Below are 26,461 nucleotides of genomic sequence, written 5' to 3'. Positions count from 1 at the left end.
GATGCATGACGACGACTTACAAAATAGCGCTGAGCCCGGACCGCCCCAATGAAAAACAACTGGGTAAAGCTATCTCGGCACCACCGTGTCATCGGTGCATTCCTGTCTACCCACTACGCTACGGCATCGCGGATACGGTGCTAGATAAAGACGTATTTTCCACCCTTGATACCGAGGGCTATCCCGCGCTCACGTCAGGCAAGGCCTACGGTTTGCGCGTGCTGCGTCCGGGCACTTACGTCTACCTCTGCTTTTTCGAGAAGGGCCGCATGTGGACGCAGCACTATCAAGTTACCGAGGACGTGCGATTTGCTCGTATCTGGTGGAGCCGTGCCGATGAAACCGACGCCACCCCGGGTCGGCAGGCGAGCCCCGATACTGCGGGCGCCAAGTCCTTTCTGCTAGCCCCAGAAAGCAAAACCGCAGAGAGCATCTACCTGATGGTAAGTGAGACGATGCTTACTCATCGCACGCTTTGGGATATCGAAACGAACACGGACGGGCTGCGGGATGCGCTGGCCGTCAAAATCAAGTCTGCTGGGGGGGCTAAGCAGAAGCATGTCTTTAGTGCCGCATTGCTTGGCAACGCCGCCCGGGAGCTGGTTCCACCGGCTGTGCACGGCACTCCCATGCATTATGGCTGGAGCGAGATTCAGTTCTCGGTGGCCGTTGCGGACCACAATAATATCTTGGGCAATATGTACATCGAACTGCGCCCTCGTATGGACATCACGCCTCTGGTGGTTGCGCTGCAAGATCCCATCGGAATTGCAAGTGAGCTGCACTACCTGGTCACAGAGGCTGTAGCGAGCAAGACGAAGTATGCCGGTCAAAATGCGCACAAGTTGCAGAGCGGGATGCTCATTACCAACTATTTTGAGGCCATGAAGAAGCAGGCTGCCAGTTCCCCGGATTTGGCCAAGGCCCTGGCCAAGCAACGAAATCTGGTGAACTATGTTGGCGCAACGTCGTTTCCCGATACCTACTCCAAGAAGATCAAAGAGTTTGAGAAAGCCATTGCCACGGCTGTGAAAGATTCCATCGCCTGGGTGCTGCTCATCGACCAAGAGAAGCTGTTGGGCAAGGCACTGAGTTGCTTTGACCTTCGCGTGATCCACAACGCACGCGGCTATGAGAATGCCGTCTTCCAGTGCGTGGGCGGCTTGGTTCATACGAAGGACGGGGCGCAAGCCCTAAGCGACTTGATCGCCAAGCCCGCAGACAAGAGCCCCTATTGGCTCGCACTCGCCAATGGCAGCGAAATCCTGCTGGCCCGGTTGCAGTCCAGTACGGGTTATATCGCCAAGAACATGTTCGAAGTTATGGACAAATTCATGGAAGAGCATGTCATCACTCCCGCCACCAATGCGCTGATTGGATTGCTGCAGGTTTTGCCGCAGGCAAAGCAAGCGGACGTATTGGTACGGCGTCTGCGACACGTGATGGAGATCCGAGCCAACGCAACCATCGTTGTATACGACGTAAGTCTGGTGGATTTGCAGCGCGCCGCCTATGAATTCCAGGGCTATCAAACGCTAGGTGGCGAGCGCTCGCAGGGCTGGAAAATTCCGTCTCCGAAAGTCAATCAGACCGACGTGCTTACTCATGTTTTGGTGTACGACTGGGTCAAGATTGCTGAAACCACATACCGAGAGCTCGATGAGGCGCCAACTGATAGGCCAGCCTTGCCAGCCCCACGGGCTATACACATGGAAGGTAACCCTTTCATCAATATGCTGGACCGAATTCGAGGTCCTGGTGGACATTTCTTCACTGGACTAGGCGGCTTTCTAGCATTGAAGGGGCTGAACAATGCCTGGACAGATTTCAAGAATCCTAGAGACCGTATCGCTGACTTCTCCAGTTTATTGGGCGCCAGCAGTTCGCTCATCGGTGCGAGTATCGAAGTTGGCTCAACTGCTATTGCAATTGGTGCTGGCGCCCGAGGGAATACGGCATTGGTGAACAGTGTGAGGATCTTTGCAGCAAAACGGGGTGTTGCTCTCTTCGGAGCGGGAGGAGCAGGACTCGCTGCTTTCGCAGACTCTATCAGGGCAATTAGTGCGCTTAGTGACAGCAATCCGCAACAAGGAGGAATGCTGCTTGGCTCCGCCCTTGCTGGCGGCACGCTGGCGGTCGCGACTTGGGCGGGTGGTTCGGCCGTAGCGGCGACCATTTCTGGCGGTGGAACAGTGGTTGCAGTGCTTGGCCTCACTCCGTTTGGCTGGGCAGTTGTTGCAGGTGTCGCCGTCGTACTTGTCATTGGCTTCGCGTTCGGCGCTGATATGGCCAAACACGGTCCAGTCGAAATATGGCTCAAACACAGTGCTTGGGGAGTGGACAGTCGTCATTACACCAATCGCGAGGAGTTGGATGCCGTCCATAGTTTGTACTATCGCCCACGACTGACCCCTGAATGGGAAAAGTCTTTTGGATATTCGGTGGGTGCCCTGCGCATCAGCTGTCAGTTGCCCGGTACCACCGACATACCTGGAGAGAGATTTCAAACCAAGCTGGCCTTTACCCTGCGTGGTAACAGACTTGCGCAGGTGAATGGGCCTATTGCGTATGCCCCAGGCACCAACCCCATAGACTATCACCGTGAATGCTTGGTCACTCCGTAAGCTCCCCCTTCAGGTAGACACCGCCCGGTAGAATTTCGGAGCCTCCCTGAGTTGGAGATTCCCTTGAAGAAAAGCAGATTTACCGAGAGCCAGATCGTTGCTGTTCTGAAGGAAGGCGAAGCCGGCATGCCGGTCGCCGAGCTGTGCCGCAAACACGGCATCAGCAACGCCACGTATTACCTTTGGAAGAGCAAGTTCTCCGGCGTTCAAGTTTCCGAGTTGCAGAGGCTGCGCGAACTGGAAGCTGAAAACGCCAAGCTCAAACGCATGTTTGCCGACTTGGCGCTGGAGAATGCAGCGATCAAGGATGTCTTGAATCGAAAATCCTGACGCCGTCGGCCAGGCGCGAAGTGGTGGGACAGCTGGTGCAAGCCAAGCTCTCAATCACGCGCGCTTGTCAGATTGCCGGCCTATCGCGGGCGGCGTACTACAAGAAGCCAATGCCGGCATCTGAGCGGGATTCCCCAGTCATTGATGCTCTCAATGCCATTGTGACCCGGCATGGGCGTTGGGGATTCTGGAAGTGTTTCACCCGGCTGCGCCTCGACGGTCGCGGCTGGAACAAAAAGCGCGTTCATCGGGTGTACTGCGACATGGGTCTGAATTTGCCTCGGCGCTGCAAAAAGCGGCTTCCCGACCGACCGCGACAGCCGCTGGATCTGGCCACAGAGCCTAATCGTTGTTGGGCGCTCGACTTCATGCATGACGCTCTCTACTGCGGCCGGCGGTTTCGCACTCTGAACGTGATCGACGAGGCGAACCGGGAGTGCTTGGCCATCGAGGTAGGCGTGTCCATCCCGTCTGCACGCCTCATTCGGGTATTGAGCCGTTTGATCGACTGCTATGGGCCGCCTGACGCAATACGCCTGGATAACGGTCCGGAGATGATCTCAGAGGCGTTCACCCAATGGGCTAGCGCAAAGGGCATCGCGATCCGCTATATCCAGCCGGGCAAGCCAAATCAGAACGCTTTCATTGAGCGCTTCAATCGAACTTATCGAACCGAGGTGCTCGACGCGCACCTGTTCGCCAACCTTGAGCAGGTCCAGACGATTACCGATCAATGGCTGGTCGATTACAACCAGTACCGCCCGCATGAATCGCTGGGTGGCCTCCCGCCGGTGCAATTCATGCCCCGGCTAACCCTTGCTCCGATCGTCTATCAACCGATGTCTACTTGACAGGGGTGCTTACGACTCCGTTAGGCGGCACCGGTAGAGAATGTGGCTGGGTGATTCAAATGCATGAGGATACGGAAGTCGCATTGGAGTATCTGTACTTTCCAGATCCGGACCAACAACCCGGGTTGGCATTGCTACACCCGGACGCGCCGACGCCGTTGGTGTTCACATCAAGTGGCTGGTTCACGAATCCGATTGATTCAGCCAAGCTAGAACCCGTTGGAGCACCAAATAATGTCCGCGGCTAAACGTCTGCCAAACAGCTTGCGCTTTGGTGGAACGCCTCTATATCGAGATCGACCCACGGGAGAACCGCCTCAACCCGATGGGGTGCGACGTGTCAACGACGAATGTGTCGAACTTGACACTTATTACAACTTCACGCAAAGCGGAGCAGCTGGGTACATTGGCATGTCAATCCTCATTTTTGTCATTGTCTTTGTATCGTGCGTATTAGCCCTCGGCCCCACGACCATTGAGACTGATACAGTCTTGGCTATGCTCACTGGACTGCCGGTATCAACTGGTATGGCCGTCATTTTTTACATAGCTGGCGGTGCTTACAAAAGCCGCGGAGCCTTTATTCGCATTCACCGAGGCACCCGCAAGCTGTACTTCATCTACCCGCGCCAGAAGCGTCTTCACGTACTCGATTGGGGCCAACTCGAAGCCTTGGCAGGATACGTTCCCATTGTGTCTGCAAGTGGCTACGCCAGTCGGCACCCGCTGTACCTTTTTGGCGTGGACTACAGCATGGACCCGCCGACAGAAATCTGTGCGGCATGCGGCAATCTTGGACTGTTTGACGGCGACCGTTCGGCCAAGGCCCTCTGGTCCTATTTGCAAGTCTTCATGGAACGAGGCCCAGAAGGCCTGCCCAAGCCCGCGCCGCTGCCACCACGAGGAAGCCGCTGGCAAGAGACCCAACAACCCTATCGAGACTGGTATGCAGGCCTGCGACGCCGGCTGGCGAAGCCCTATGGAATGTTCAAAGCCCCCCTCACCATTCCGCTCTGGCTAGGCTGGCTGCTCATCAATGCATTTCCGGACAGCGTCGAGGCCTTCATCCAGTACAACGTGCCGTACACACAGTTTCCAAAGGAAATCGATAGGTTGTGCGGCTTTGACGAGAAGCGCAAGCCGGTCATTCGTGTCAACGGGGAGCGCATCGAGCCATGAAGTACCGCCGTGGATAGGACAGACAATGTGATCAAGCGTCTGCCAAACAGATTGCGCTTTGGTGGAACGCCTCTGTATCGAAATCGGCCCACGGGAGAAAGTCCTCAACCGGATGGCGTGCGTAGGGTAAACAGTCAGGCTGTTGAACTCGAAACCTTTGCGAATTTCACTCAACTTGGGGCCGCTGGAGCCCTTGGATTGTCAGTCGTTGTCTCGCTCGGAGCATGTGCGCTTATTCTTTTTGTTGAAGGTATAGAGCAAGTGACATTGAGGAGCTTCGTGGAGATTGCACTCTACATTCCTGTACTGCCTGCAATGATCTCCATTTTCTACTTCGCAAGTGGTGCCCATCGAAATCGCGGTGCGTATATTCGCATCCACCGACGCACCCGCAAACTCTACTTCATCTACCCGCGCCAGAAGCGTCTGCACGTACTCGATTGGGACCAGCTCGAAGCCGTGGCAGGGTACGTTCCCATTGTGTCTGCAAGCGGCTACGCCAGCCGGCACCCGCTGTACCTTTTGGGCGTGGACTACAGCATGGACCCACCGACAGAAATCTGTGCGGCATGCGGCAATCTCGGCTTGTTTGACGGCGACCGTTCGGCCAAGAGCCTTTGGTCCTATTTGCAAGTCTTCATGGAACGTGGTCCAGAAGGCCTGCCCAAGCCCGCGCCGCTGCCACCACGAGGAAGCCGCTGGCGAGAGACCCAACAACCCTACCGAGACTGGTATGCAGGCCTGCGACGCCGTTTGGCGAAGCCCTATGGAATGTTCAAAGCCCCCCTCACCATTCCGCTCTGGCTGGGCTGGCTGCTCATCGACGCATTTCCGGACAGCGTCGAGGCATTCATTCAGTACAACGTGCCGTACACACAGTTCCCAAAGGAAATCGATAGGTTGTGCGGCTTCGACGAGAAGCGCAGGCCAGTGATTCGTGTGAACGGGGAGCGCATTGATTCTTGAGCACATGGCCAGTGTTGGATGAACGAGGGCAGACTCCGCCGCGCTTGCGTATCGCGGCCGCGTTTCGCTTGTGTCAGCGTTGCTGAATGGTAAGCGCCCGGCGAACACGTCTTAAGCGCCGCCATTGTCCGCAAGCCTTAAACCCTGGCACATCGCGTCCTCAAACACCTGATGGACTCGGCGCAATCGCTCGGTGTAGGTGAAGGTGGTGGCATTACCGGAGGGATTGCCCTTTTCGGTGGAGTTACTTAGACCGCTTCCGCGACTACCCTATTCGTTCGAAAAAAAGAACCGAGGGGATCGTCATGAAGAGATGGCTATGCGGGGCGGGCATCATGGGGATGATGTTGACGGGTCCGGTTGCAGCCCAATACATCGCCACCTGGCAGGATCCCGCAGGCGTGTGGAAGGGCCCTGCGGCGAATCAACCGGGTACGGAGCTTTACGCTGCTGAAGCAGCCGCGCAACGCGCTTGCCTGGATCGCGGCAACCCCAAACTTTGGAACCGTGCGGCGAAAGTGACGGAAAAGGCCACGGGAAAGGTGCTCGTGGAACTGGACTGCGACGCGGAGCGCGCCAAGAGAAAGAAGGGCCAGCCTCAGGCAGTCGCATCTTCTGGTGCTACGACCTACCAGGTCTCCAGGAAGGATCCCTTCGGTAGATGGATGCACGGACACGGTTCCGATCCTGGGGCAAATCTCGCTTTGGCGGAAGGCTACGCATACGAAGCCTGCAAAGATCGCGGCAACCCTAAAGACCTGCAGTTGGCGTCCAAGGTGACTGAAAAAGGGACGGGAAAAATCGTGCTGGAACTCGATTGCAACGTCGTGCGCGCGAACGCGAAATGACCGGCTGACCCAGCGAACGTTCCGCCATGCCCGGGCTTGGCGAGCGATACACAGCGCGCCCTCGACGACGTGGCCGCCAAGCTGAATGTCAACGTAACAGCGTGCGAATAAATAGTGGATTAAATCAACTAAAAGGCATATAGTCGATCCACGGCCGCGGCTTCATGCGGTGACAAGAACCGAACATTCAGGAGCAGGCATGACCCGGACTTATCACACGATTCTGTTTGAGGTGCAGGACCGTGTTGCCACGGTGACGTTGAACCGGCCCGATAGCCGTAACGCGCTTAGTTCGCAGATGTGCGCGGAGTTGGTGCAGGTCATGGAGGCGATTGCTGCCGACCCTGGCGTGCACGTGGCGCTGATCACGGGCAGCGGCCCCGCCTTTTGCGCTGGCGCCGATCTCAAGGAACGCAAAACCATGAACCATCAGGAGCTGACGGCGCGCCGGGTTCAGGGCTTTGCCGCCTATGCCGCCATTGAGCGCCTGCCGCAACCCGTGGTGGCGGTGGTGCATGGTCCGGCCTTTGGTTCGGGTTGCGAGATCGCTGGCGCCTGCGACTTCGTGCTGGCCTCCACCGAGGCGGTATTCTGCTATCCCGAAGTGGGTTGGGGCACAGTCGGCGCAACGCAGCGTCTGCCGCGTATTGCTGGGGCTCGCAAGGCCAAAGAGCTGTTGTTTACCGGCCGCCGCTTCGACGCCGCCGAAGCGTGCGAGATCGGACTGGTCAACCATGTGTATGCGCCCGATGCGCTACGCCAGGAGGCGCAATCCATGGCGGCCGCCATGGCCCGTGCCCAGCCTTTGACGATGCGTTTGACCAAGCGCAGCATCGATCAAGGCCTGGCCACCACGCGCGAAGGCGCCATGGCCATCGAACTGTTGGCGATCGAAGAAAACCTGCGCGGCACGGATTGGCAAGGCGCCATCGCCGGCTTTGGCAAGGAGCCGCAGGCATGAAGGCGATGACTCTGGCTGCCTGTTTGGCGCAGACGGTGGCGGCACGCGGCCCTGAAGAGGCCTTTGTCGCACCGGGGGAACGTTTGAACTGGAATGAACTGGCCGCCGGCGCCCGGCTACGCGCGCGGGCTTTGTATGCGGTCGGCGTGCGCCGTGGCGACCATGTGGGCATCTTTCTAGGCAATGGTGGCGACTGGCTGCAACTGTTCTACGCCTGCGCCTTGATCGGCGCGGTGACGGTTCCGGTCAATACCCGGTTCAAGACGGAAGAGCTGGCCTTCTGCCTGCAACAGGCTGACGTCAAGCTCCTGCTGACGGCTGACACTTTTCTGGGCATAGACTTTCTGGATCTGCTGCAACGGGTAGAGCCGGCCCTGGCTCAGCGTCTGCCTGGCGCGGCGCTGCCGGTCTTGGGCAAGGTGGTGGTGCTGGGTGAACGCAGCCTGCCGGGCACGACCTCGTGGGCGGACTTTACCGAAGGCGCGGATCGTGCCGATATGGCCGGCTTTGATGCAGCCATGCACGCCGTCAGCAGTGATGATGTGCTTTTGATCCAATACACCTCGGGCACGACTTCGTTCCCCAAGGGTGTGATGCTCAGCCACGCCAATATGCTGGGCAATGCCGCAGCCGTGGCGCAGCGCATGGGCGTGCAGCCGGAAGACCGCTATTTCAGTATCCGGCCTTATTTCCATGTGGCAGGCACCACGCTGTCCATTTTGGTCAGTCTGGTAACGGGGTGCTGTCTGCTGACCTTGCCGAATTTCGACGTGGGCGAGACCTTGCGTATTTTGGATGAAGAGCGCTGCACGCTGACCTCCGGCAACGACACCATCTTCTTGATGCTGATGGGCCATCCCGATTTTGACCGTCAGCGGATTCATTTGCGTGGCGGTTGGGCCGCGGCAGGCCCCGAGGTGATGCAGAAGATTCGCGATGTGATGGGCGTGCCGTCGGTGTGCAATGCCTATGGGCAGTCCGAAGCCTCGCCCAATATCGTCATGTCGGCCTGGAACGATGAATTTTCATTGCGCGCCCACGGGTGGGCCTTGCCGCATCCCGGCATGGAAATCCGCCTGGTCGATCCGGCGACCGGCGCGGTGGTCGCGCCGGGCGGGCAGGGCGAAATCCAGGCCCGTGGCTGGAGTGTGATGAAGGGCTACTACAAGATGCCCGAGGCCACCGCACGCGCGTTAAGCGAGGATGGCTGGCTTAGCACCGGCGACCTGGGCGAAATGAATGCCGAAGGGCGTTTGCGCATGGTGGGCCGGCTGAAGGATATGTTCCGGGTCGGTGGCGAGAACGTGGCGCCAGCCGAGGTTGAAGAGGTCTTGCATGGTCATCCAGCCGTACGCATGGCCCAGGTGGTGGGGGTGCCCGATGCCCGTCTGGGCGAAGTGCCGGCCGCCTTTGTGCTGTTGCGCGAAGACCAGCAGGCCGAGCCTTCCGAACTGATTGCCTGGTGCAAAAGCCGTTGCGCCAATTTCAAGGTGCCGCGCTATATGGAAATCGTCGATACCTTCGAGAACATAGGCATGACGGGTAGCTCCAAGGTGCAGAAGATCAAGTTGCGCGCTCACGCGATCCGCCTGTTTGGCCTCGAGGAAAAAGCATGACGCGCGACGTGGTGCTGTGCGAATGTTTTGCCCGCGATGGCTTGCAGCATGAGCCGGATTTCATTGCGACCGAGATCAAGATTGAATTGGTCGACGCGTTTGCGGCGCTGGGTTTTGAGCGGGTAGAGGCCACCTCGTATTCCAATCCCAAGGTGGTGCCGCAGTTTGCCGATGCGAGCGACATGCTGGCGGCGCTGCCGCGTCGGGACGGCGTCTGGTACAAGGCGACCTGCGCCAATGCGCGCGCCGTGCAGCGGGCGCTGGCCGATCTGGAACAAGGCCACGGCGCCAATGAGATCAGCCTGCTGGTCTCGGCCAGCGAGTCGCACTCCGAGCGCAATCTGAAGCGCAGCCGCGCTGATCAATGGGGCATCATCGCCGACATGGCCAGCCTGGGCCGGGGCCGTTTCCGCATGATAGGCACGATTTCGGTGGCGTTTGGTTGCCCCTTCGAGGGTGCGGTATCGGCAGATAGCGTGCTGCGCGACGCCGAGCGCTATGCGGCGCTGGGTGTGGACATCGTCACCTTGGGCGACACCACCGGCATGGCCACGCCGCAAGCGGTGCGCGAGCTGTACGGCGCGTTGCAACGCGAACTGCCGCAGCTCACGTTGGTGGCCCATTTTCATGACACCCGCGCAACGGGTCTGGTGAATTACGTGGCCGCCCTGGACGCCGGCGTGCGCTGGTTTGATTGCGCCATTGGCGGCGTGGGCGGCCATCCGGCCAAGGTCAAATATGGCGGTGGACATACCGGCAATGTGGCGACGGAAGACCTGGTCAGTCTGTTTGAATCCATGGGTGTGCGCACGGGTCTGGATCTGGACGGATTGGCCGTCGTATCGCAACGCTGCCGCGAGGTGCTGGGGCGCGACCTGCACAGCCGCGTGGCCGATAGCGGCTTCCATCCGCTGATCAAGGCCGGCGCTTGAGCGGCGTTTGTATATGATGCCCTCGTCACCGCAACCGCTCCAAGAGAATTCCATGGCAACCAGAAGCAAGCTTTCCACCCGCCGCGCCGCACCCGCCACGCTTAAGGAGCTGTTTTCCTATCGCTTGAACCGGCTGGCCTATGTGTCCAGCCGCATTGCCGCGGGCCTGAACGAAAGCCGCTATGGCGTTGGCCCGCGTGAGTGGCGGATTCTGGCCTTGCTGGGTGCCACGCCCGATATGTCTTTGAACGCAGTGGCACGTGAAGCCAATATCGACAAAAGCCAGGCCAGCCGTACGGTGTCCGACCTGATCGAGCGCGGCCTGATCAAGCGCAGCGCCGATGCCCAGGATGCGCGTGGCGTAAGCCTGGACCTGACGCGCGCCGGAAAAAAGCTCTACCAAGAAGTATTTCCGGCCGCCATTGAGCGTAATGAGGAGATGCTGGCCGTGCTGAGCGAAGACGAGCGCGAGGTGCTGGAGCGCGCCTTGGACAAGATGACATCGCACATGCTGGATATGCTTAATGACTTGAAGGCCGAAGTGCCGACACGCCGCGGTCGCGGCGTGCAGCCGCGCTAAGGCGGCAGCCTGTCTGTGACAGGCGTTCTTATGCTCATAAAGTTGATTAAATCAATTAAATAGAGGTCAAGACATGGTTGAATTGATGATTGAAAATCAGGGCGCGGTGCGCGTGCTGCGGCTGAATCGCCCGGAAAAGCACAATGCCTTGAACACCGCCTTGACGACCGGCTTGCTGGCCAGCCTGCGCGAGGCCGATCAAGACCAATCGGTGCGCGCGGTGATGCTGACCGGCAATGGCAAGTCGTTTTGCGCGGGCGCGGATACGACGGAGTTTTCGGCGCTGACGCCAGAGCACCCCGAGGCCGTGTTGGCGCGCGCCAGCCTGACCACCGACCTGCATCTGGTTTTCTCGCGCATGAGCAAGCCTGTGATCGGCGCCGTGCATGGCAATGCGCTGGGCGGCGGCGCCGGCCTGGCGCTGGCCTGCGACATGGTGGTCATGGCCGAGGACACGCGCTTTGGCTATCCGGAGTTGCGCCACGGCATCGTGGCCGCAGTGGTGATGGCCAATCTGGTACGGCAATTAGGTCGCAAGCAGGCTTTCGAGCTGGTGGCCATGGCCGAGGCCATCGACGGCCATCGGGCACTGGCCTTGGGCCTGGCCAACCGGGCAGTTCCGGCCGCCGATGTCTTGCCGCAAGCATTGGAACTGGCCGAGCGTGTCGCCGGCTGGGAACCCGCCGCCATGGGCCTCACCAAGCGCGCCTTCCATCGCTGCGCGGATCTTGCGCTGGAAGAGGCGCTGGGCGTGGGCCGCGACGCCAACGTCATCATGCGTGGCTTTCGACAAGGGGCGGCGCGATGAAGCCGCTTGATGGCGTCACCATTCTGGAATTGTCGCGGGTGCTGGCCTGCCCCTTCGCGTCGATGATATTGGCCGAACTGGGCGCCACGGTGATCAAGGTCGAGCAACCCGAAGGCGGGGATGAGACGCGCGGATTCGAGCCCAAGGTGCACGGCGAGGGCGGCGACGAGTCGGCCTATTACCTTGCCTTCAATCGCAGCAAGCAATCAATCACGGTCAATTTCCGCAAGCCCGAGGGCCAGGCCTTGATACGCCGGCTGGCACAGGACGTTGACGTGGTGGTCGAGAATTTTCCGGTGGGCACCCTGGCACGCTACGGCCTGGACAAAGCGCACATCGCGCCCGAAAACACTGACCTGATTTACTTCTCGTGCACGGGCTTTGGCATGACCGGGCCGTATGCCGCGCGTAAAGGCTATGACACCGTGTTCCAGGCGATGGGCGGCATCATGAGCCTGACCGGCGAGCGTGGTCGCGGGCCGGTCAAGCCAGGCTTGCCGGTGGCTGACCTGACCTCGGGGCTGTGGGCGGCGATAGGCATTTTGTCGGCCCTGGTTGGCCGTGAGCGTAGCGGGCGCGGCTGCCATGTGGATTTTTCCATGCTGGACGGGCAGGTCGGCCTGCTGTCTTTGGCCGCGGCGCGGTACTTCGCCTTGGGGGAAGTGCCGCCGCGCATGGGCACGGAACATCCTGGGCGCGTGCCGTCGGCCGCGTTTGAATGCCGCGATGGCAAGTGGGTGCAGATCACCGGCAGCGACCAACACTGGAAACCGCTGTGTGACCTGCTGGACCTCCCGCAATGGAGCGCCGATGAGGAACTGGCCCGCAACGCTGTGCGCGTGGCCCGGCGAGAGGAAGTCATGGCCGGCTTGCAGAACGCGGTGGCCAAGTTGGACCGCGATGAACTTTGCCGCCGTTGCGATGCGGCCGGCGTTCCGGCCGGACCGATTCTGGACGTGGGCGAGATTCTCAATAACGAGCATGTGCTCGCGCGCGGCATGGTCGCAAGCTATGAGCATCCTCGCATCGGCCGCTTTGGCGCGGTGCCGGTGCCCTTCAAATTCGAGGGATATGAAGATCCACAGGTCGAACGGCCTCCTTTGCTGGGCGAGCATACCGACGAGGTGTTGCGCGCAAGGCTGGGGCTGTCGAACGAGGAAATCACGGCGCTACGGCAGCTTGGCGCCATCTAGCAATACAAAACATGCATCCCAATGAGGATCAGGAGACAAAGATGAATACCTTGAAGCGATTGCTGTGCGGCCTGGCCGTCAGTGCGGTGTGCAGCGGTGCGAGCCTGGCGGCGGACAGCTATCCCAATCAGCCGATCACGCTGGTCAATCCTTATGCGGCGGGCGGCCCCGCCGATGTGCTGGGACGAGCGCTGGCGCGCGAGCTGGAAAAGCAGCTGGGCAAGGCGGTGATCGTAGAGAACAAGGCCGGCGGTGGTGCTGCCATAGGCGCCAATTTCGTGGCGCGGGCCAAGCCGGATGGCTACACCTTGTTGTTGGGCACGTCCGCCGCGCATGTGGTGACGCCCTTGATGCAGCGGACGCCGTACGACGGCATCAAGGATTTTGCCTTCGTGGGCATCGTGGCCAACCAGCCCAATATGCTGGTGGTGCGTTCGTCCTTGCCGGTGTCGACCTTGCCGGAGCTGATCGCCCTGGCACGCAAGGAACCGGGCAAGATCAACTACGCGTCGGCGGGGCCGGGCAGTTCGCCGCACCTGGGCGGCGAGCTGTTTCGCCAGCAGGCCAAGGTCGACATCATGCATATCCCGTATAGCGGTGCTGCCCCGGCCATCAATGATCTGGTGGGCGGACAGGTCGACATGGCCGTGTTGAATCTGGCGGCCAGCGTGCAGTTCATTCGCAGCGGCAAACTCAAGGCGCTGGCCTATGCCAACCCCAAGCGCTCGGCCTTGTTTCCCGATGTGCCCACCTTGGCGGAAGCGGGGGTAAGCGGGGCGGAATCGGCGTCGTGGTACAGCCTGGCTGCGCCCAAGGGCACGCCGCCCCAGGTGCTGGAGACATTGAACAAAGCCGTGCAGGCCGTGAACCAGTCGCCGGAATATCGCAAGCTGATGGACGCGCAGGGTGTCGAGCTCTGGACCAGGACGCCGCAAGAAGCGACCCAGTTCGTGGAGAAGGATCAGGTCGCCATGCGCAAGCTGGTCGAAGGCGCGGGCTTGTTGAAGAAGTAGGGCGGTTGAAGAAGTAGGCTTGCCGAAGAAGTCAGCTGGCTCACGACTTCAGACGTGAAATGAAGGGCCCCGAAGGTTGGGTGATCTCAACCTTCGGGAGCCTGTGTAGAGCATGAAGTTGCTGCTTGCCCAGCTCAACAGCGCTGGACCTTGCCACGGTCGGCACTCAACCCAACGCGGAAAGCCGCCGAATCGCCACCAAGGTTTCTTCCACCAGACGCTGCATTAATTCGCCGGCCGGCACCAGGTCGCCAATCAATCCGGCGCTTTGCCCGGCTTCGACCTTGCCCAGTTCGACGTTGCCTTCCAGCGCGGCTTGCTTCAAGGTGCTTTGCGCAAACAGGGCGTCCAGCTCTTCATCGCTGCCGCTGCGTTCGGCGGTGAGGTACTGCTGGGCAAAGGCGTTACGCAGCATGCGCACCGGTGAGCGCCCTCGGCCAACCAGGGTGGTGTCGCTGATGTTCGCGCCCATCACGGCCGCTTTATAGGCGGCGTGCACGCCCGCTTCGGGTGTCAGCAAGAAACGCGTTCCCAGTTGCGCGCCGGCCGCACCCAGGCAAAGCGCGGCGGCAATCCCCGCGCCATCCGCGATGCCGCCAGCGGCAACCACCGGAAGGTCCACGCGCTGCACCGTCGCCCGCAGCAGCACTTGGGTGGTGATCTCTTCGGGGCCGGGGTGCCCGCCGGCCTCCAACCCGACCGCGATCACGCCATCAACGCCGGCCGCCTGGGCCTTCTCGGCATGGACCGGGCTGGCAATGACTTGCAGCCACTTCATGCCGGCATCGTGGACTCGGCCCAGATGCTCTCGCGGCCCGCCTTGCGAGGCGATGATGATGGGGGCGCCTTCCGCGATGGCAATGTCCAGATGTTCACGCGCGCGCTTGTTGTAAAGCGGGATGTTCACCGCGTAGGGGGCATCGGTCAGGCTGCGCAGCTTGCGCAGCGCGGCTTGCAGCGCCTCCGGGTACATCGGCCCGGACGCCACCACGCCCAGGCCACCGGCGGCCGAGACAGCCGCCGCCAGTTCCGCGTTGGACGAGGCCCAGCTCATGCCGGCTTGAATGATGGGATATCGGATACCCAGAAGGCGGGTCAGCGGGGTCTGCAAGGTCATGATGGCATCTCGGTCGGAAAGCAACCATTTTCGTGCAATTGGTTGATTTAATCAACTAAATTGAGAGCGATGGTTCTTTTACAATCCAGCCCGGTCCCAGGCGGGCATTCCGCCCGCACCTTCTGACGGGCCTTATCAACAATAGGATGTGGCAGTACATGGCAACGCAGCACTCTCAGCCCTCGACAGGCGAACTGATCAAGACTTTTCGGCATGGCAAGTTCTTTGTCTATTTCCTTGTAATACTCGGCATCGCGTGCCTGGCACTGGCCGGTTTCGTTGTCTACCTGAGCACCATCGTGCCGCAGAAGAATCCCCCGCTTTTCTTTGGCACCGCTGGTTTCCTGGCGTTCTGCGGGCTCGGCGCGCTTGCGGCCAGCGTGTGGCAGAAGAAGTTGCGTCAGCCTAGCTATGAGATCTATGAAAAGGGCGTGGCCCGTATCGTCGGTGCGCAGAAGACGTACACGGCTTTTGCCGATATCGAAGATCTGTACCTGTTCAGCTCCGGGCAGACCGTGATGAGCGGCCTGGCCACCAACCTGGCCTATCGCCGCAACGCGAAAGAATCCTTCAACTGGATCAGTCTGCACCTGTCGGGCTTCATGGACTTCCAGCAGTTGTTCCGCGAGCTCTACCTGCGCGAGCGCCAGCCCGTCGTTCTTGATACCCTGGCGTCCGGCGGCGCGGTCACCTTCAACTACATCAGCACGGGACAGGTCTGGCGCAAGCGCATGAGCGGCAAGTTCCTGAGCATCACCACCCAGCCCATCGTTGTCACCCGCGACGCGCTGCAAGTGCAGGGGCAGACGGTGCCGGTATCCAGCCTGCGCAATGTGGACCTGAACGCGTGGACCGAGAAGGTCGTCATCAAGGACGCGGCCGGCAATACCGTGCTGTCGACCATCGGCTTGGGCATTCTGGGCCTTGATCTCTTTCTGAACACCTTGAGCCTGATGCTTGAGCAAAACCAGGACGTTGCGGCGGAACAGGTCGCTTAAGCAGGGAACGTGGGCGGATCGTTACAAAAGTAGGGGCATGGTTGCAGGGCGCCGAAATACACTTTCGGCGACCTTAACCCTATGGATTTCAAGATGAAGATGTTCTGTGCCCTGGCCGTCGTCGCATGCCTGCTTGGTGGATGCGCGGTCTACACACCCGATGGCGCCGTGATCGTGGACCCGCATGGCGGTGGCGGCGGCGGCTTCTGCCCGCCTGGACAGGCCAAGAAGGGAAATTGCTGAGCATCCTTTGACGAAGGCTAGAAGTTTGCCCAGGCATGCAGCACGATGTCGGTTGGTGTGTTTTGAAACATTTATAAAAAAATGGTAAAACCCCCAGCGTTACTTACATCGAGAGCCTGGGCACACCATGAAGCAATTGAAGTTGAAATCGGATCTCACCGTCGGCGATATCATCGGCCACGGGATTATCTGGATCCTCTTGAGCATCGTCACGCTCGGCCTGGCGCTGTTCGTGTTCCCGTACTACATGCAGCGATTCATCATCAGCCGGACTGCGGTGCTTGACGATTCCGGCCGCCGCGTGGGGCGCCTGGAATGCACGATCGATTTGGCCAGCATCATTGGAAATATCGTCATCTGGGCGATCATCTCCATCGTCACGCTGGGCATCGGCTATCTCATCTTCCTGTACAAGATCAATGCGCATTGCATGAATCACACCAAGGTTGTGGACGTCACTATCTGACGATCAACCCGCACGAATCAGCCCGCCTCTACAGGCGGGCTTTTTTTATGACAGAGGGACGTGGCGCTGACAGCCCTATAGGCGCCGCTTCGGCCGCCAGGGCAGAAAGCCCGCTCGCGTAATTGTGTCATTTCGAAACAGGGATATCTTTGTTCCCGGTAATCACCCATAGTGGCCCCCGGGAATATTTTTTCCCTGTACCTCTAGGACATACATTGAAGATAGAAACTGGCATCGTGAAGTGGTTCAACAACGACAAGGGCTACGGCTTTATTTCCCCGGAACTGGGCGGTAAAGATCTGTTCGCGCACTACTCTGAAATCCAGGGTGACGGACACAAGTCTCTTGAAGAGAACCAACGCGTGTCGTTTGTCGCCGGCCAAGGCCAGAAAGGCCCCCAGGCGACGATGATCAAAGCGATCTAATTCCTGAGCTGCTTGCGCAAGCAGGCAGATGGGATGCAGTGATAGGGCCGAATCCTTTGAAACATGGGATTCGGCTTTTTGCTTTCTGATCGCTACGTTGTGCTGCACTGTCGCGGGAGCCCGAAGCATCAGCGCGCCGCGCTGCTTGCAGATTGAACAATTGCACTGCGTACGTCCAGATCCAGATCGACCTCGAAGCGGCAGGCGCCGCAATGGCATGAGCCTTGATAAGGATGCGTGGGGTCAGACGAAGGGCCAGGAGCGGGGTGGGGTGTTGAGCTTGGAAAGGTCAATGTCGACCTGCATCCAGAAGCCGCCTTTAAACGCCGTGCGCTGCATCCAGTCGTTAACGGCGCTGGGGAGCGCGATAGGCTCGCTTTCGCCAAATAAATGGGCCTCAACGGCTTCTTGTGCTGCTGCATGCAACTGTTGCAGCGTGGGGGCTGCGGCATGGCAACCCGGAAAGTCTGGAAAAGAGGCGCCGTAGGCGCTGCCTTTTTCCTTGTGTACGTAAATGGGGTAGAGCACATGGTTCTCATGCCGAACTGCTGTCGCTAGCTAATAGCTTCGCCCGTCAGCGCCAAATAATGCCCAGCCCGGCCGCATGGCAGAGCATTGCCCAGGCCGCATAGGGAATGTGGCTATCGCCGCCAGTCCATCGCCGGACCGTACGCCCGTCTGATATCCCAAGCAGTCTTGCCGCTTGCCCGCCGGTCAGACCGGCCATGGACAAGGCGGCGCGCACCTCATCCGCTGTAGGCTGTTCCCAGCCGTCAGCGAAGGGACGCAGGCATACCGCTCGAATCGTAGTGACATCATCGCCGTAGGGAATGCGGGATTCCATAGTCAAACAGGCCCGGTATTCCGGGCCGCTCCTTGGTTAGTTCATCAGGCCGGATTCAGCGCGAGAGGCGAAGCAGTTGCTTGATCGCCGTTGGGCTGTTTGCCGCAACGCCGGGCTGCCGAAGATGCTTGTCCAGAATGGCGATGGCGGCCTGGACGGTGGCCTGTTCTTGCAAATTCATCGGAGGTACTCCGGTCAGTGACCTTGCGCGAGATGCGCCGGCCTTAAGTGAGAGTTAGGTCATAATGTCCTAATATGCAAGTGTTGATTTCGACGTACCCCTCGCACGTACTGCTACCACTTGGTACGGCCTGCTCGCCGAAGCCTTGCTATAAAGACAGCTACCGCAGCGACGCAAGGATTAGGAAAATGTGGATTCAAACGCTGGGCCGCCCCGCTGTGGCGCTCATGCTGGCCGGACTGGTTGCCGGCTGCTCATCGATACTTCCCGGGTCGTCAGAGCCGGCCTCGGCCTCCGCCGCCGCGTCCGAACGGGTGGTCAGCGATAACTGCAAATTCTTGCGCAGCCGCTGCATTCATGAAGGCTCTTACGATGTCGGCGAACGTGATTACGCCGAGTTGGAAGCGCGGCGTTTGAATCAGGCGGAACTGCAACGCTTGCGGCGCATGGCGCAGTAGGCCGCAACGCCATGAAGGCATCGCGACGAGCCTTCTTGTTCCCTTCCATGGTGTGCCCGCGGGCATCGTGTCGCCAAGCCCCTGTTTATTGAGTAGCATCGGACCACCTTTGGCCGCGCACTTAATGTCAGGAGAACTCGATGGTCCGTTCCACCGCAGTCCAGCGCGACACTTCCCAGACCTATCTATTCAGCCGCAGACGCCCCTGCCATTGCGGCAGCGTGGCGTGCCGCTTGATCTACCAGCGCGTGATGGCGGATATGTCGCGTCGCAAGTTCATGGGCGGTGTGGCGGCCATGGCGATGCCCTTCATGAGCGCGCGCGCCGCGACCGCAGCGACCGATATCTTCCGCCATCCCGCCACGCCTGCTCGCCCCTTGCTGCTGACCAACCTGCGCCTGTTCGATGGCACCGGCAAAGCGGTGCAAGAGGGCGTGCAGGTGTTGATCAAGGGCAATGTGATTACCGACTTGCCGGCCGCTGGCGTATCCGTTGCCGATGCCCAGGTCATCGACTGTCAGGGCAAGCTGGTGATGCCCGGGCTGATCGACGTGCATTGGCATTCGATGCTGGCGGCGGTAGCGCAAACCACGGCGATGACGGCCGACCTGGGCTACCTGTACATTGCGGCCGCCGAGGAAGCCGAGCGCACCCTGATGCGCGGTTTCACCACCATTCGCGACGCGGGCGGCCCCGCGTTCGCCTTGAAGCGCGCCATCGACGAAGGCATGGTGCCTGGGCCGCGCATCTACCCCAGCGGCGCCATGATTTCCCAAACCGCGGGGCATGGTGATTTCCGCTTGCGCAGCGAAGTGCCGCGCGCCGCCAACGCGCCGTTGAGCCTGGTCGAAAGCGTAGGCGTGGCGATGATCGCCGACGGTGCCGACGAAGTCTTGCGCCGGGTGCGCGAACAATTGATGTTGGGCGCATCGCAGATCAAGGTCATGGCGGGCGGCGGCGTGGCCTCGCTTTACGATCCCTTGGACAGCACGCAGTTTTCCGAAGTGGAACTGCGTGCCGCGGTGGACGCGGCGGCGGATTGGAATACCTATGTGATGGCGCACGTGTACACGCCCAAGGGCATCCAGCGCACGATCAAGTCCGGCGTTAAATGCATTGAACATGGCCAACTGGCGGATGACGCCAGTGCGCGCATGATGCGTGACGAGGGCGTGTGGTGGAGCCTGCAACCGTTTTTGCAGGACGAAGACGCCAACACCTATCCGGATGCCGAACGGCGCGCCAGCCAGCAGCGCGTGTCCGAAGGCACGGTCAACGCTTATGAGCTTGCGCAGAAATACGGCATCAAGACGGGTTGGGGCACCGACATTTTGTTCAACGCCAAGAACACACCCAGCCAAGGGCGGCAACTGGCCAAGCTGGTGCGCTTTTACGACCCATTGACCCTGCTTGCCCAAGCCACGGGTGTGAACGGCGAACTGCTGGGGCTGTCCGGCGAGCGCAATCCGTATCCGAGCGCGTTGGGCCGTATCGCCGTGGGCGCTTTGGCAGATATTCTGGTGGCCGAAGGAGACCCCTCACGCAATCTGGATTTTCTGGGCGACCCGACGAATAATTTGCGGCTGATCATGAAAGACGGAAAGGTCTATAAAAATACCCTCGGCGCCTCGGCCGGTTAATCGTTTTTTATTAAGATGCATTATTCGTGCATATTATATTTTTTGGTTTGTTGCAGAATAAATTGAAATAGTTAATGGGTTAGATACTTTCTGTCTGGTTTGATTGCCTTTCTTAAAGACCGGGGGCGCATCACTCTCTACACTGCGCCGTTCTTGTAGAGGTGTAAATCCGGAATGCTGAATAGGGCAGTGCTTGTGCATGTGGCTTCGTTACTGGTGCTCTGGCCATCACAAAAACTACGACACGAGATTATCTGTGTGGAATATCCGGAAAATCCACGAATAATCGTGCTGATCAGAAAAGATGTTTTCCTGAAATGGAATATCCCGGGTCAGGGCGACCCGCAAGGCGGTCCCGAGGGCGGTTGTACCGAAGAACAATCACGCAGCATCCGCCGCATCAAGGCCGTGACCGGTGTCCGGGGTTGATCCTTGGTGTGCTAGCCACCGGGCCCACGGCGTTCCAACTCATGAACAATCTTGTCTCTCAACGCCAGCAGCGCCGCCGCATGCTGCCGTTCTACCGTTGATGCCGTGTCGTCCGTAATCAGGCTAAGGTTCAAGGCCAGCGTTTGCCCGCCGGGCACGGCCAAAGGCGTGGACATGGCGACTACCCCGGTTGCCAGGACGCCAGGCAAACTCCTGTGGCGGCAACTTTCTCAATCGCTTTGCCGACCTCGGCGCTTATCGGTTTCCACGACGCGCTGCGATAGCCCCGCATTATTTCTTCAAGCAGAGCCTGGCGCGCCTTGGCATCCAGGGTGGCCAGATAAGCGCGCCCTAACGAAGTCAGTTCAATGGGCACCCGTTGGCCCGCCACGATGGTGCGTAACGAGGCCTTGCGGTTATAGCGGATGGATTCCAGATAAACCATTTCCGTGCGGTCCGCGCAAGCCAGGCCGATATTGACCTTGCGCTTGTTGGACACATCCTGCATGAATGGCGTGGCCGCTTTCAAGACGGGCGAGGCGGCGCGCATCGCGTGTCCCAGGCTGAGCACGGGCGCGGCCAGCCGGTAGGCGCGCGCGCCCCGTTCGTATTCCAGAAAACCGCTGGTCACCAAGGTTTGCGTCAAGCGGCTGACCGTTGCCGCCGATAAGCCGGTGCGTTCGGCAAGTTCACCATTGCCCAGCAGGTCGGTGCCGGGCTTGAACGCCCGCAGGATGTCCAGGCCACGGGCCAGCGAGCGGTTCTGGCTGATGCCATCGAAACGTTGCGGAGCGGCGGCCGAGAAATCGGCCGAAATTTCGGATGTCCGGGTCGTCATTAGCAATTCCATCTAGTGGAAATAGGTGCGTGTATTCGCCAACTGTAGCGCCTACCGTGTCGATATCGCCAGCCGAGAAAAACCCGTCATAGGGACCGGCTGGCCCATCGACCAAGACGGAGCAAGCAAGATGGCGGACTACGAATTCATCAAACTGCAGTTGGACGGCGGAGTGGCGACGCTGACGCTGAACCGCCCGGAAAAGCGCAACGCGATCAGCGACGCCATGCGCACCGAATTGATCCACGCGCTGGAGGCCGTGAGCGCCGACCGGGGCACAAGGGCATTGGTGCTGACCGGCGAAGGCAAGGGCTTTTGCGCGGGCGGCGACATCTCGGGCATGCAGCGCCGCATGGACGCACCCAGCGGCGAGGTCGCTTTCAACGGCTGGTCGCGGCAGCAGCACGTGCACCACACGGTCAGCCTGCTGTATCGCATGCCCAAGCCCACCATCGCGGCCGTCAACGGCGCGGCTGCCGGGCTGGGCGCGGACACGGCGCTTAGCTGCGATTTCATCGTGGCATCCGAAGCGGCGTCGTTCACCTGGAGCTACATTGCGCGCGGGCTGATTCCGGATGGCGGCGGCATGTACTTTCTGCCGCGCCGCGTGGGGCTGGCGCGCGCCAAGGACCTGATCTATTCCGGCCGCAAGGTACTGGCCGATGAGGCCTTGGCCTTGGGGATTGCGGACCGCCTGGCGCCCGCTGGCGAGGAAGTGCGCGCGGCCCGGGCTTGGGCGGCCGAACTGGCGCAAGGCTCGGCCACGGCGCTGGCGCTCGGCAAGTCGATTCTGGACCAGAGTTCCGAGCTGACGGCGGACCAGGTGTTCGCGATGGGCAGCCAGGCGCAGGGCATTTGCTACACCAGCACGGAACACCGCGAATCCGTGGCGGAGTTTCTGGCGAAGATGGCCCAGGCCAAGACGGCCAAGGCCCCGGGAGCAGACCAATGAACGGCCTGCAAAAGCTGCTGCGGCCGCGCAGCGTGGCGGTGGTGGGGGCGTCGGCGGATCCGGCCAAGACCTCGGGCCGGCCCGTGGCCTATTTGCAGAAGCACGGCTTCCAGGGCCGCATCTATCCGGTCAACCCCAAGGCGTCCGAGATTGCCGGGCTGCGCTGCTACCCCGATGTGCGCGCCTTGCCGGAAGCGCCGGACGTGGCCATCGTGCTGCTAAGCGCCCAGCACACGCAGCAAGCCGTTCGCGCCCTGGCCGATATCGGCACGGGCGCGGCCATCGTGCTGGCCAGCGGCTATTCCGAAACTGGCGAAGAGGGCGTGCGCCGTCAGCGCGAACTGCGCGACGCGGCGGGCAGCATGCGTATCCTGGGTCCCAACACAATAGGCCTGGTCAACCTGACGGATCGCATCACGCTGTCGGCCAGCGGCGCCTTGGAACTCGATGACCTGCACAGCGGCGCGGTGGGCCTGGTGTCGCAAAGCGGCGGCATCCTGGGCGCCTTGCTGTCGCGCGCGGCGGCGCGTGGCATTGGACTGTCCAAGCTGATCTCCACCAGCAACGAGGTCGACCTGGATCTAGCCGATTTTGTGGACGCGCTGGCCGACGACCCCGCCACGCGCGTGATCGCGCTGTATGTGGAAAGCATCCGCAACCCCAAGACCTTCCGCGCCGCCGCGCGCAAGGCAGCCGCCGCGGGCAAGCCCATCGTGGCGTACAAGGTCGGCCGGTCGGCATCCGGCGCCCAGGCCGCCGCGTCGCACACGGGTGCGCTGGCGGGCGCGGACGCCATGTACGACGCGCTGTTCGACGACGTGGGCGTCATTCGGGCGCAGACGTTTGCAGACCTGCTGGACATTCCCGCCGCGTTGGCCAGCGAACGCAAGCTGGGCGGCCCGCGTGTAGCGGTGCTGACCTCAACCGGCGGAGCGGGCACGCTGGTGGCCGACAGCCTGGGCGTGGCGGGCTTTGAACTGCCCGCGCCTGATGCGGCCACCGGCGCCGCCTTGCGGGCGCTGCAAACCGGCGACCACGCCGCCCTGGACCGCAACCCCATCGACGTGACCCTGGCCGGATTGCAGCCGGACCTGTTGCGCAACGCCATCCGCATCGTGCTGGAAAGCGATCAGTACGATGCGCTGGTGGTTGTGGTGGGCTCGTCTGGCGTGGCGCAGCCTGAACTGATGGCCAATGCGTTGCGCGATTCACTTGCGCTGAGCAGCAAGCCCTTGATGGCCTTCGTCAGCCCACACGCGCCGCGCGCGGCCGAGGTGCTTAGCCATTACGGCATCCCTGCGTTCCCAGCGCCCGAGAGCATCGGCGCGGCGCTGTCCGCCATGTGGCGCGTTCAGCGCAACAAGGAACGTGCCGCGCCAGTGCAGCCGCCGTCCAAGGCCACCGAACCGATTCTTTGCGCCGAGCGGGGCTCGCTGGACGAGGCTCAGGCCAAGGCGCTGTTCGCCCGGTTCGGCATACCCGGCGTGCGCGAAATCACGGTCACGTCCGACGCTCAGGCAAGCAGCGCGGCCGCCACCTTGGGGCCACGCGTGGTGCTCAAACTGTTGTCCAGCAAGATCACCCACAAAAGCGATGTGGGCGGCGTGGCGGTCAACGTGGCGCCCGCAGACATCGCAGAGCGCCTGCGGCAGATGACGCAAGACGTACAGCGGCATACGGGCCAGCCGCCCCAGGCCTTTCTGGTGCAAGAGATGGTGACGGGCGCGGCCGAGGTCATCGTCGGCCTGCATCGCGACACGGTCGGTACGGCGCTGCTGCTGGGCATGGGCGGGGTGGTGGCTGAACTGGTGCGCGACACGACCTTGCTGTTGCTGCCGGAAGACGGCGCGGCCTTGACGGAAGACGCGGTACTTGCCGCCTTGCAACGCCTGAAAACCTGGCCCTTGCTGGACGGATATCGCGGCCGCCCCAAAGCGGATGTGCCCGCGCTGATCCAGGCGGTGCTGGCGTTTGCGCGCATGGCCACCGCCTTGCAAGCGCAGTTGATCGAAGCCGAAATCAACCCCTTGTTCGTCAAGCCCTTGGGGCAAGGCGTCTGCGCGGCGGATGGCGTCGTGGTGTTGAAGGACTGACCGGGCGCGGTCATTCGGCCGCCCTTTTTTGCAGAGGCGCCGCAATCAGACCGGCGCAAAAAAATATCAGGAGACAAGCATGAAGACCCAGAAATTTGCATGGCTATCCGCCAAGGCCGTGGCCGCCACCGCGCTGACGATGGCGACGCTTTGCGCACCGCAGGCGCACGCGGCGTTTCCAGACCGGCCGCTGCGCATCGTGGTGCCGTTCACCCCGGGTGGTGGCACCGACATCGTTGCGCGCCAACTTGCCAAGGGCTTGACCGACGAGCTAGGCGAATCGGTCATCGTCGAGAACCGGCCGGGCGGCAGCACCATTATCGGCACGGAAAACGTGGCCAAGAGTCCGCCAGACGGCTACTCGCTATTGATGGCGACCTTCGCCCATGCGGTCAACCCGGCCATCCACAAGAAGCTGCCCTACGACACCGAAGCCGCGTTCGCGCCGGTGGCGATGATCGGCAAGTCGCCCAATGTGCTGGTGGTGTCGCCCAAGTCCCAATTCAAAAGCGTGCAGGACTTGCTGACCTACGCTCGCGCGCATCCCGGCAAGCTGACGTTCGGCTCGTACGGCAACGGCACGTCGGCGCATCTGGCGGGGGAATTGTTCAAGAGCCTGGGCAAGGTCGACATCCTGCATGTGCCGTACAAGGGGGCGGGGCCGGCCATCAATGACCTGATAGGTGGGCAGATCGACATGATCTTTTCTACCTCGGCCAGCGTCAGCGGCCAGATCAAGAACGGGCAACTGCGCGCGCTGGCGGTCACCACCAAAGACCGCTCGCCCGCGTATCCGGGCGTGCCCAGCGTGGCGGAAGCGGGCGAAGCCGATTACTTCGTGGATAGCTGGTATGGCGTCTTCGTACCGCGGGGCACGCCGCAGGCGGTCATCGACCAGCTCAACGCGGCCATCAAGAAGGTGTCGGGCAAGGCGGATTTTCAGGCGGCGCTGGAACTGGAAGGGCTGGTCGCCAGCGTGGGCACGCCGGCCGCGCTGGGTGAATACGTGAAGCAGGAAGAGGCGCGCTGGACCAAGATCATCCGTGACGCGGGGATTGCGGACAAGCCCTGAACGGCGCCATGGACGCGGCCGCATGGCACGCGATCAAGAACGCCATCAAGAACGCCATCAAGGACGCCACCAAGGACGCCATCAAGGACGCCGTGGCGGCGCGGGTCGCGCGTCAGGACTTGGAATTCAAGTCCCGCGGCGCATCCACATCCGCCAGCACGCCCGGGTCGTCGACCGCTAGTTCATGAACCGGATGGCGCATCAACACGCTGCGCGCGCCCACATCGCCCGATAGCGCGGCAAGCTCCGGCCAGAGCGCGCGCGCGAACGCCACCGGATGTCCACGGCGGCCCTGCCAGGTAGGCGCCACGATGCGATGCTGGCTGGTCGCGGCAGCAACCCGCAAACAGGTATCGGCGCGTAGCCACGGCATGTCGGCCAGGGCGATCAGGCAGGCGGACTCTGTCAAGTTCAGGGATTGCGCCTCTCGCATCAAATGACGCGCGGCCGTCGCCAGGCTATCGCCCATGCCGTTGGCTTCCGCGCTGACCAGCACGATGTCGCACCCTGCTGATTCCAGCAATGCCCGCAGCGCCGTTTGGTCGGCGCGTAGCACCGCAATGGTGCGCGCGGTGGCTTGGCGCAGCGCACGGGCGCAAGCCACGGCAACCGGGGTGCCATCGTCCAGCAATGCCAACAGCTTGTCCTGGCCCGGCGCGATGGCGGCGTAGCGGCGCCCGTGGCCCGCCGCCAACAGCACGCCCACGCACGGTCCCGGTGCAGCGGATGCGTCTAGCGTAAGAGAGGATGCGAAGCTGGGCATGGTAATTGCTGGATTGGCGAATTGGCGAATTGGCGCTCCGT

26 protein-coding genes and 1 pseudogene are annotated in these 26,461 nt (G+C 61.1%); 22 read left to right on the top strand and 5 right to left on the bottom strand.

All coding sequences use genetic code 11. The annotated features are described in order from the left end of the window. Window positions 1-5 precede the first annotated feature (5 nt). The 12 genes from ELS24_RS21530 (at window position 6) to ELS24_RS21475 (ending at window position 13,901) form a co-directional block, all read left to right on the top strand. Window positions 6-2,624 (top strand): toxin VasX, encoded by a 2,619-nt coding sequence (locus tag ELS24_RS21530; protein ID WP_127185322.1) that lies wholly within the window; start codon window positions 6-8, stop codon window positions 2,622-2,624. Window positions 2,625-2,687: 63 nt separating this feature from the next. Next, window positions 2,688-3,805, top strand: a protein-coding gene (locus ELS24_RS21525; protein WP_428839658.1) for an IS3 family transposase whose coding sequence is annotated in 2 segments (ribosomal slippage) — window positions 2,688-2,937 and window positions 2,937-3,805 — 1,119 coding nt in all. Because the reading frame shifts where the segments join, the coding sequence is not laid out codon by codon here. Window positions 3,806-4,216: 411 nt separating this feature from the next. After that, complete coding sequence (locus ELS24_RS21520) at window positions 4,217-4,984, top strand: DUF6708 domain-containing protein (RefSeq protein ID WP_127185321.1); 768 nt, start codon at window positions 4,217-4,219, stop codon at window positions 4,982-4,984. 27 nt (window positions 4,985-5,011) lie between these two features. Next, on the top strand, window positions 5,012-5,950 hold the full coding sequence (locus ELS24_RS21515; RefSeq protein WP_127185320.1) for a DUF6708 domain-containing protein: 939 nt from the start codon (window positions 5,012-5,014) through the stop codon (window positions 5,948-5,950). A 305-nt stretch (window positions 5,951-6,255) separates the two neighbouring features. Further along, complete coding sequence (locus tag ELS24_RS21510; protein ID WP_127185319.1) at window positions 6,256-6,798, top strand: hypothetical protein; 543 nt, start codon at window positions 6,256-6,258, stop codon at window positions 6,796-6,798. A gap of 199 nt (window positions 6,799-6,997) precedes the next feature. Beyond that, complete coding sequence (locus ELS24_RS21505) at window positions 6,998-7,759, top strand: enoyl-CoA hydratase/isomerase family protein (protein WP_127185318.1); 762 nt, start codon at window positions 6,998-7,000, stop codon at window positions 7,757-7,759. Beyond that, on the top strand, window positions 7,756-9,375 hold the full coding sequence (locus ELS24_RS21500) for an AMP-binding protein (RefSeq protein ID WP_127185317.1): 1,620 nt from the start codon (window positions 7,756-7,758) through the stop codon (window positions 9,373-9,375). Before ELS24_RS21505 ends, ELS24_RS21500 begins: the two co-directional genes overlap by 4 nt. Next, complete coding sequence (locus tag ELS24_RS21495; protein WP_127185316.1) at window positions 9,372-10,307, top strand: hydroxymethylglutaryl-CoA lyase; 936 nt, start codon at window positions 9,372-9,374, stop codon at window positions 10,305-10,307. The genes ELS24_RS21500 and ELS24_RS21495 overlap by 4 nt, the downstream gene beginning before the upstream one ends. Window positions 10,308-10,359: 52 nt before the next feature. Continuing rightward, a complete protein-coding gene (locus ELS24_RS21490) occupies window positions 10,360-10,887 on the top strand; it encodes a MarR family winged helix-turn-helix transcriptional regulator (protein WP_050449303.1) in 528 nt (175 codons plus the stop codon). A 73-nt stretch (window positions 10,888-10,960) separates the two neighbouring features. After that, entirely contained in the window at window positions 10,961-11,695 is a 735-nt protein-coding gene (locus tag ELS24_RS21485; RefSeq protein ID WP_127185315.1) for an enoyl-CoA hydratase/isomerase family protein, read from the top strand. Next, the gene (locus tag ELS24_RS21480) at window positions 11,692-12,888 is read left to right on the top strand and encodes a CaiB/BaiF CoA transferase family protein (RefSeq protein WP_127185314.1); all 1,197 of its coding nucleotides are present in this window, start codon (window positions 11,692-11,694) and stop codon (window positions 12,886-12,888) included. Before ELS24_RS21485 ends, ELS24_RS21480 begins: the two co-directional genes overlap by 4 nt. 41 nt (window positions 12,889-12,929) lie before the next feature. Continuing rightward, a complete protein-coding gene (locus ELS24_RS21475; RefSeq protein WP_127185313.1) occupies window positions 12,930-13,901 on the top strand; it encodes a Bug family tripartite tricarboxylate transporter substrate binding protein in 972 nt (323 codons plus the stop codon). A gap of 166 nt (window positions 13,902-14,067) precedes the next feature. Here the strand turns inward: ELS24_RS21475 and ELS24_RS21470 are convergent, their stop codons facing one another. Beyond that, window positions 14,068-15,018, bottom strand: coding sequence for an NAD(P)H-dependent flavin oxidoreductase (locus tag ELS24_RS21470; RefSeq protein ID WP_127185312.1), 951 nt, complete (start codon window positions 15,016-15,018; stop codon window positions 14,068-14,070). Between the two features lie 158 nt (window positions 15,019-15,176). Between ELS24_RS21470 and ELS24_RS21465 the strand changes: the two genes are divergently transcribed. From ELS24_RS21465 to ELS24_RS21450, 4 genes are all read left to right on the top strand, one after another. Next, window positions 15,177-16,016, top strand: a complete 840-nt coding sequence (locus ELS24_RS21465) for a hypothetical protein (protein ID WP_127185311.1) — start codon at window positions 15,177-15,179, stop codon at window positions 16,014-16,016. Window positions 16,017-16,109: 93 nt separating this feature from the next. Further along, the gene (locus ELS24_RS21460) at window positions 16,110-16,259 is read left to right on the top strand and encodes a hypothetical protein (RefSeq protein ID WP_127185310.1); all 150 of its coding nucleotides are present in this window, start codon (window positions 16,110-16,112) and stop codon (window positions 16,257-16,259) included. Between the two features lie 127 nt (window positions 16,260-16,386). Continuing rightward, complete coding sequence (locus ELS24_RS21455; RefSeq protein WP_050449299.1) at window positions 16,387-16,725, top strand: DUF6693 family protein; 339 nt, start codon at window positions 16,387-16,389, stop codon at window positions 16,723-16,725. A 221-nt stretch (window positions 16,726-16,946) separates the two neighbouring features. After that, on the top strand, window positions 16,947-17,150 hold the full coding sequence (locus ELS24_RS21450) for a cold-shock protein (protein WP_172616244.1): 204 nt from the start codon (window positions 16,947-16,949) through the stop codon (window positions 17,148-17,150). Window positions 17,151-17,393: 243 nt separating this feature from the next. Here the strand turns inward: ELS24_RS21450 and ELS24_RS21440 are convergent, their stop codons facing one another. Both ELS24_RS21440 and ELS24_RS31545 read right to left on the bottom strand, forming a co-directional pair. Further along, complete coding sequence (locus ELS24_RS21440; protein ID WP_050449298.1) at window positions 17,394-17,678, bottom strand: type II toxin-antitoxin system HicB family antitoxin; 285 nt, start codon at window positions 17,676-17,678, stop codon at window positions 17,394-17,396. 371 nt (window positions 17,679-18,049) lie between these two features. After that, a complete protein-coding gene (locus ELS24_RS31545) occupies window positions 18,050-18,175 on the bottom strand; it encodes a hypothetical protein (protein ID WP_255696295.1) in 126 nt (41 codons plus the stop codon). 188 nt (window positions 18,176-18,363) lie between these two features. Between ELS24_RS31545 and ELS24_RS21430 the strand changes: the two genes are divergently transcribed. The 3 genes from ELS24_RS21430 (at window position 18,364) to ELS24_RS30990 (ending at window position 20,702) form a co-directional block, all read left to right on the top strand. Beyond that, window positions 18,364-18,633: a hypothetical protein gene (locus ELS24_RS21430; protein WP_127185309.1), complete on the top strand. Its 270-nt coding sequence runs from the start codon at window positions 18,364-18,366 to the stop codon at window positions 18,631-18,633. A gap of 140 nt (window positions 18,634-18,773) precedes the next feature. Then, window positions 18,774-20,273, top strand: a complete 1,500-nt coding sequence (locus ELS24_RS21425) for a metal-dependent hydrolase family protein (RefSeq protein WP_205736928.1) — start codon at window positions 18,774-18,776, stop codon at window positions 20,271-20,273. A 258-nt stretch (window positions 20,274-20,531) separates the two neighbouring features. Beyond that, the gene (locus tag ELS24_RS30990) at window positions 20,532-20,702 is read left to right on the top strand and encodes a hypothetical protein (protein ID WP_157055491.1); all 171 of its coding nucleotides are present in this window, start codon (window positions 20,532-20,534) and stop codon (window positions 20,700-20,702) included. An 11-nt stretch (window positions 20,703-20,713) separates the two neighbouring features. Here the strand turns inward: ELS24_RS30990 and ELS24_RS21420 are convergent. Next, window positions 20,714-21,540, bottom strand: a pseudogene (locus ELS24_RS21420) (IclR family transcriptional regulator). Window positions 21,541-21,670: 130 nt separating this feature from the next. Here ELS24_RS21420 and ELS24_RS21415 point away from each other — a divergent pair. The 3 genes from ELS24_RS21415 to ELS24_RS21405 all read left to right on the top strand — a co-directional run bounded on the left by ELS24_RS21415 (window position 21,671) and on the right by ELS24_RS21405 (window position 25,657). Further along, window positions 21,671-22,492 (top strand): enoyl-CoA hydratase/isomerase family protein, encoded by an 822-nt coding sequence (locus tag ELS24_RS21415; RefSeq protein ID WP_127185308.1) that lies wholly within the window; start codon window positions 21,671-21,673, stop codon window positions 22,490-22,492. Continuing rightward, window positions 22,489-24,585, top strand: a complete 2,097-nt coding sequence (locus ELS24_RS21410; protein WP_127185307.1) for an acetate--CoA ligase family protein — start codon at window positions 22,489-22,491, stop codon at window positions 24,583-24,585. Before ELS24_RS21415 ends, ELS24_RS21410 begins: the two co-directional genes overlap by 4 nt. A 79-nt stretch (window positions 24,586-24,664) precedes the next feature. Further along, entirely contained in the window at window positions 24,665-25,657 is a 993-nt protein-coding gene (locus ELS24_RS21405) for a Bug family tripartite tricarboxylate transporter substrate binding protein (RefSeq protein WP_050449292.1), read from the top strand. Between the two features lie 112 nt (window positions 25,658-25,769). Here the strand turns inward: ELS24_RS21405 and ELS24_RS21400 are convergent, their stop codons facing one another. Continuing rightward, a complete protein-coding gene (locus tag ELS24_RS21400; protein WP_127185306.1) occupies window positions 25,770-26,420 on the bottom strand; it encodes a nucleotidyltransferase family protein in 651 nt (216 codons plus the stop codon). Window positions 26,421-26,461 lie beyond the last annotated feature (41 nt).

Source organism: Achromobacter spanius, assembly GCF_003994415.1.
Classification (GTDB): Bacteria; Pseudomonadota; Gammaproteobacteria; order Burkholderiales; family Burkholderiaceae_B; genus Achromobacter; species Achromobacter spanius_C.
This window is presented reverse-complemented; position numbering and strand designations above follow the sequence as displayed.

What these genes read in the sequence shown, in the direction of transcription:
- ELS24_RS21465 (WP_127185311.1), top strand. Translation starts at nt 15,177, where the DNA reads ATGGCAACGCAGCACTCTCAGCCCTCGACAGGCGAACTGATCAAGACT.
- ELS24_RS21405 (WP_050449292.1), top strand. Translation starts at nt 24,665, where the DNA reads ATGAAGACCCAGAAATTTGCATGGCTATCCGCCAAGGCCGTGGCCGCC.
- ELS24_RS21510 (WP_127185319.1), top strand. Translation starts at nt 6,256, where the DNA reads ATGAAGAGATGGCTATGCGGGGCGGGCATCATGGGGATGATGTTGACG.
- ELS24_RS21495 (WP_127185316.1), top strand. Translation starts at nt 9,372, where the DNA reads ATGACGCGCGACGTGGTGCTGTGCGAATGTTTTGCCCGCGATGGCTTG.
- ELS24_RS21470 (WP_127185312.1), bottom strand. Translation starts at nt 15,018, where the DNA reads ATGACCTTGCAGACCCCGCTGACCCGCCTTCTGGGTATCCGATATCCC.
- ELS24_RS21415 (WP_127185308.1), top strand. Translation starts at nt 21,671, where the DNA reads ATGGCGGACTACGAATTCATCAAACTGCAGTTGGACGGCGGAGTGGCG.
- ELS24_RS21460 (WP_127185310.1), top strand. Translation starts at nt 16,110, where the DNA reads ATGAAGATGTTCTGTGCCCTGGCCGTCGTCGCATGCCTGCTTGGTGGA.
- ELS24_RS21425 (WP_205736928.1), top strand. Translation starts at nt 18,774, where the DNA reads ATGGTCCGTTCCACCGCAGTCCAGCGCGACACTTCCCAGACCTATCTA.
- ELS24_RS21410 (WP_127185307.1), top strand. Translation starts at nt 22,489, where the DNA reads ATGAACGGCCTGCAAAAGCTGCTGCGGCCGCGCAGCGTGGCGGTGGTG.
- ELS24_RS21480 (WP_127185314.1), top strand. Translation starts at nt 11,692, where the DNA reads ATGAAGCCGCTTGATGGCGTCACCATTCTGGAATTGTCGCGGGTGCTG.
- ELS24_RS21430 (WP_127185309.1), top strand. Translation starts at nt 18,364, where the DNA reads ATGTGGATTCAAACGCTGGGCCGCCCCGCTGTGGCGCTCATGCTGGCC.
- ELS24_RS21520 (WP_127185321.1), top strand. Translation starts at nt 4,217, where the DNA reads ATGTCAATCCTCATTTTTGTCATTGTCTTTGTATCGTGCGTATTAGCC.
- ELS24_RS21485 (WP_127185315.1), top strand. Translation starts at nt 10,961, where the DNA reads ATGGTTGAATTGATGATTGAAAATCAGGGCGCGGTGCGCGTGCTGCGG.
- ELS24_RS21475 (WP_127185313.1), top strand. Translation starts at nt 12,930, where the DNA reads ATGAATACCTTGAAGCGATTGCTGTGCGGCCTGGCCGTCAGTGCGGTG.
- ELS24_RS21500 (WP_127185317.1), top strand. Translation starts at nt 7,756, where the DNA reads ATGAAGGCGATGACTCTGGCTGCCTGTTTGGCGCAGACGGTGGCGGCA.
- ELS24_RS21455 (WP_050449299.1), top strand. Translation starts at nt 16,387, where the DNA reads ATGAAGCAATTGAAGTTGAAATCGGATCTCACCGTCGGCGATATCATC.
- ELS24_RS21530 (WP_127185322.1), top strand. Translation starts at nt 6, where the DNA reads ATGACGACGACTTACAAAATAGCGCTGAGCCCGGACCGCCCCAATGAA.
- ELS24_RS21505 (WP_127185318.1), top strand. Translation starts at nt 6,998, where the DNA reads ATGACCCGGACTTATCACACGATTCTGTTTGAGGTGCAGGACCGTGTT.
- ELS24_RS31545 (WP_255696295.1), bottom strand. Translation starts at nt 18,175, where the DNA reads ATGAATTTGCAAGAACAGGCCACCGTCCAGGCCGCCATCGCCATTCTG.
- ELS24_RS21490 (WP_050449303.1), top strand. Translation starts at nt 10,360, where the DNA reads ATGGCAACCAGAAGCAAGCTTTCCACCCGCCGCGCCGCACCCGCCACG.
- ELS24_RS21400 (WP_127185306.1), bottom strand. Translation starts at nt 26,420, where the DNA reads ATGCCCAGCTTCGCATCCTCTCTTACGCTAGACGCATCCGCTGCACCG.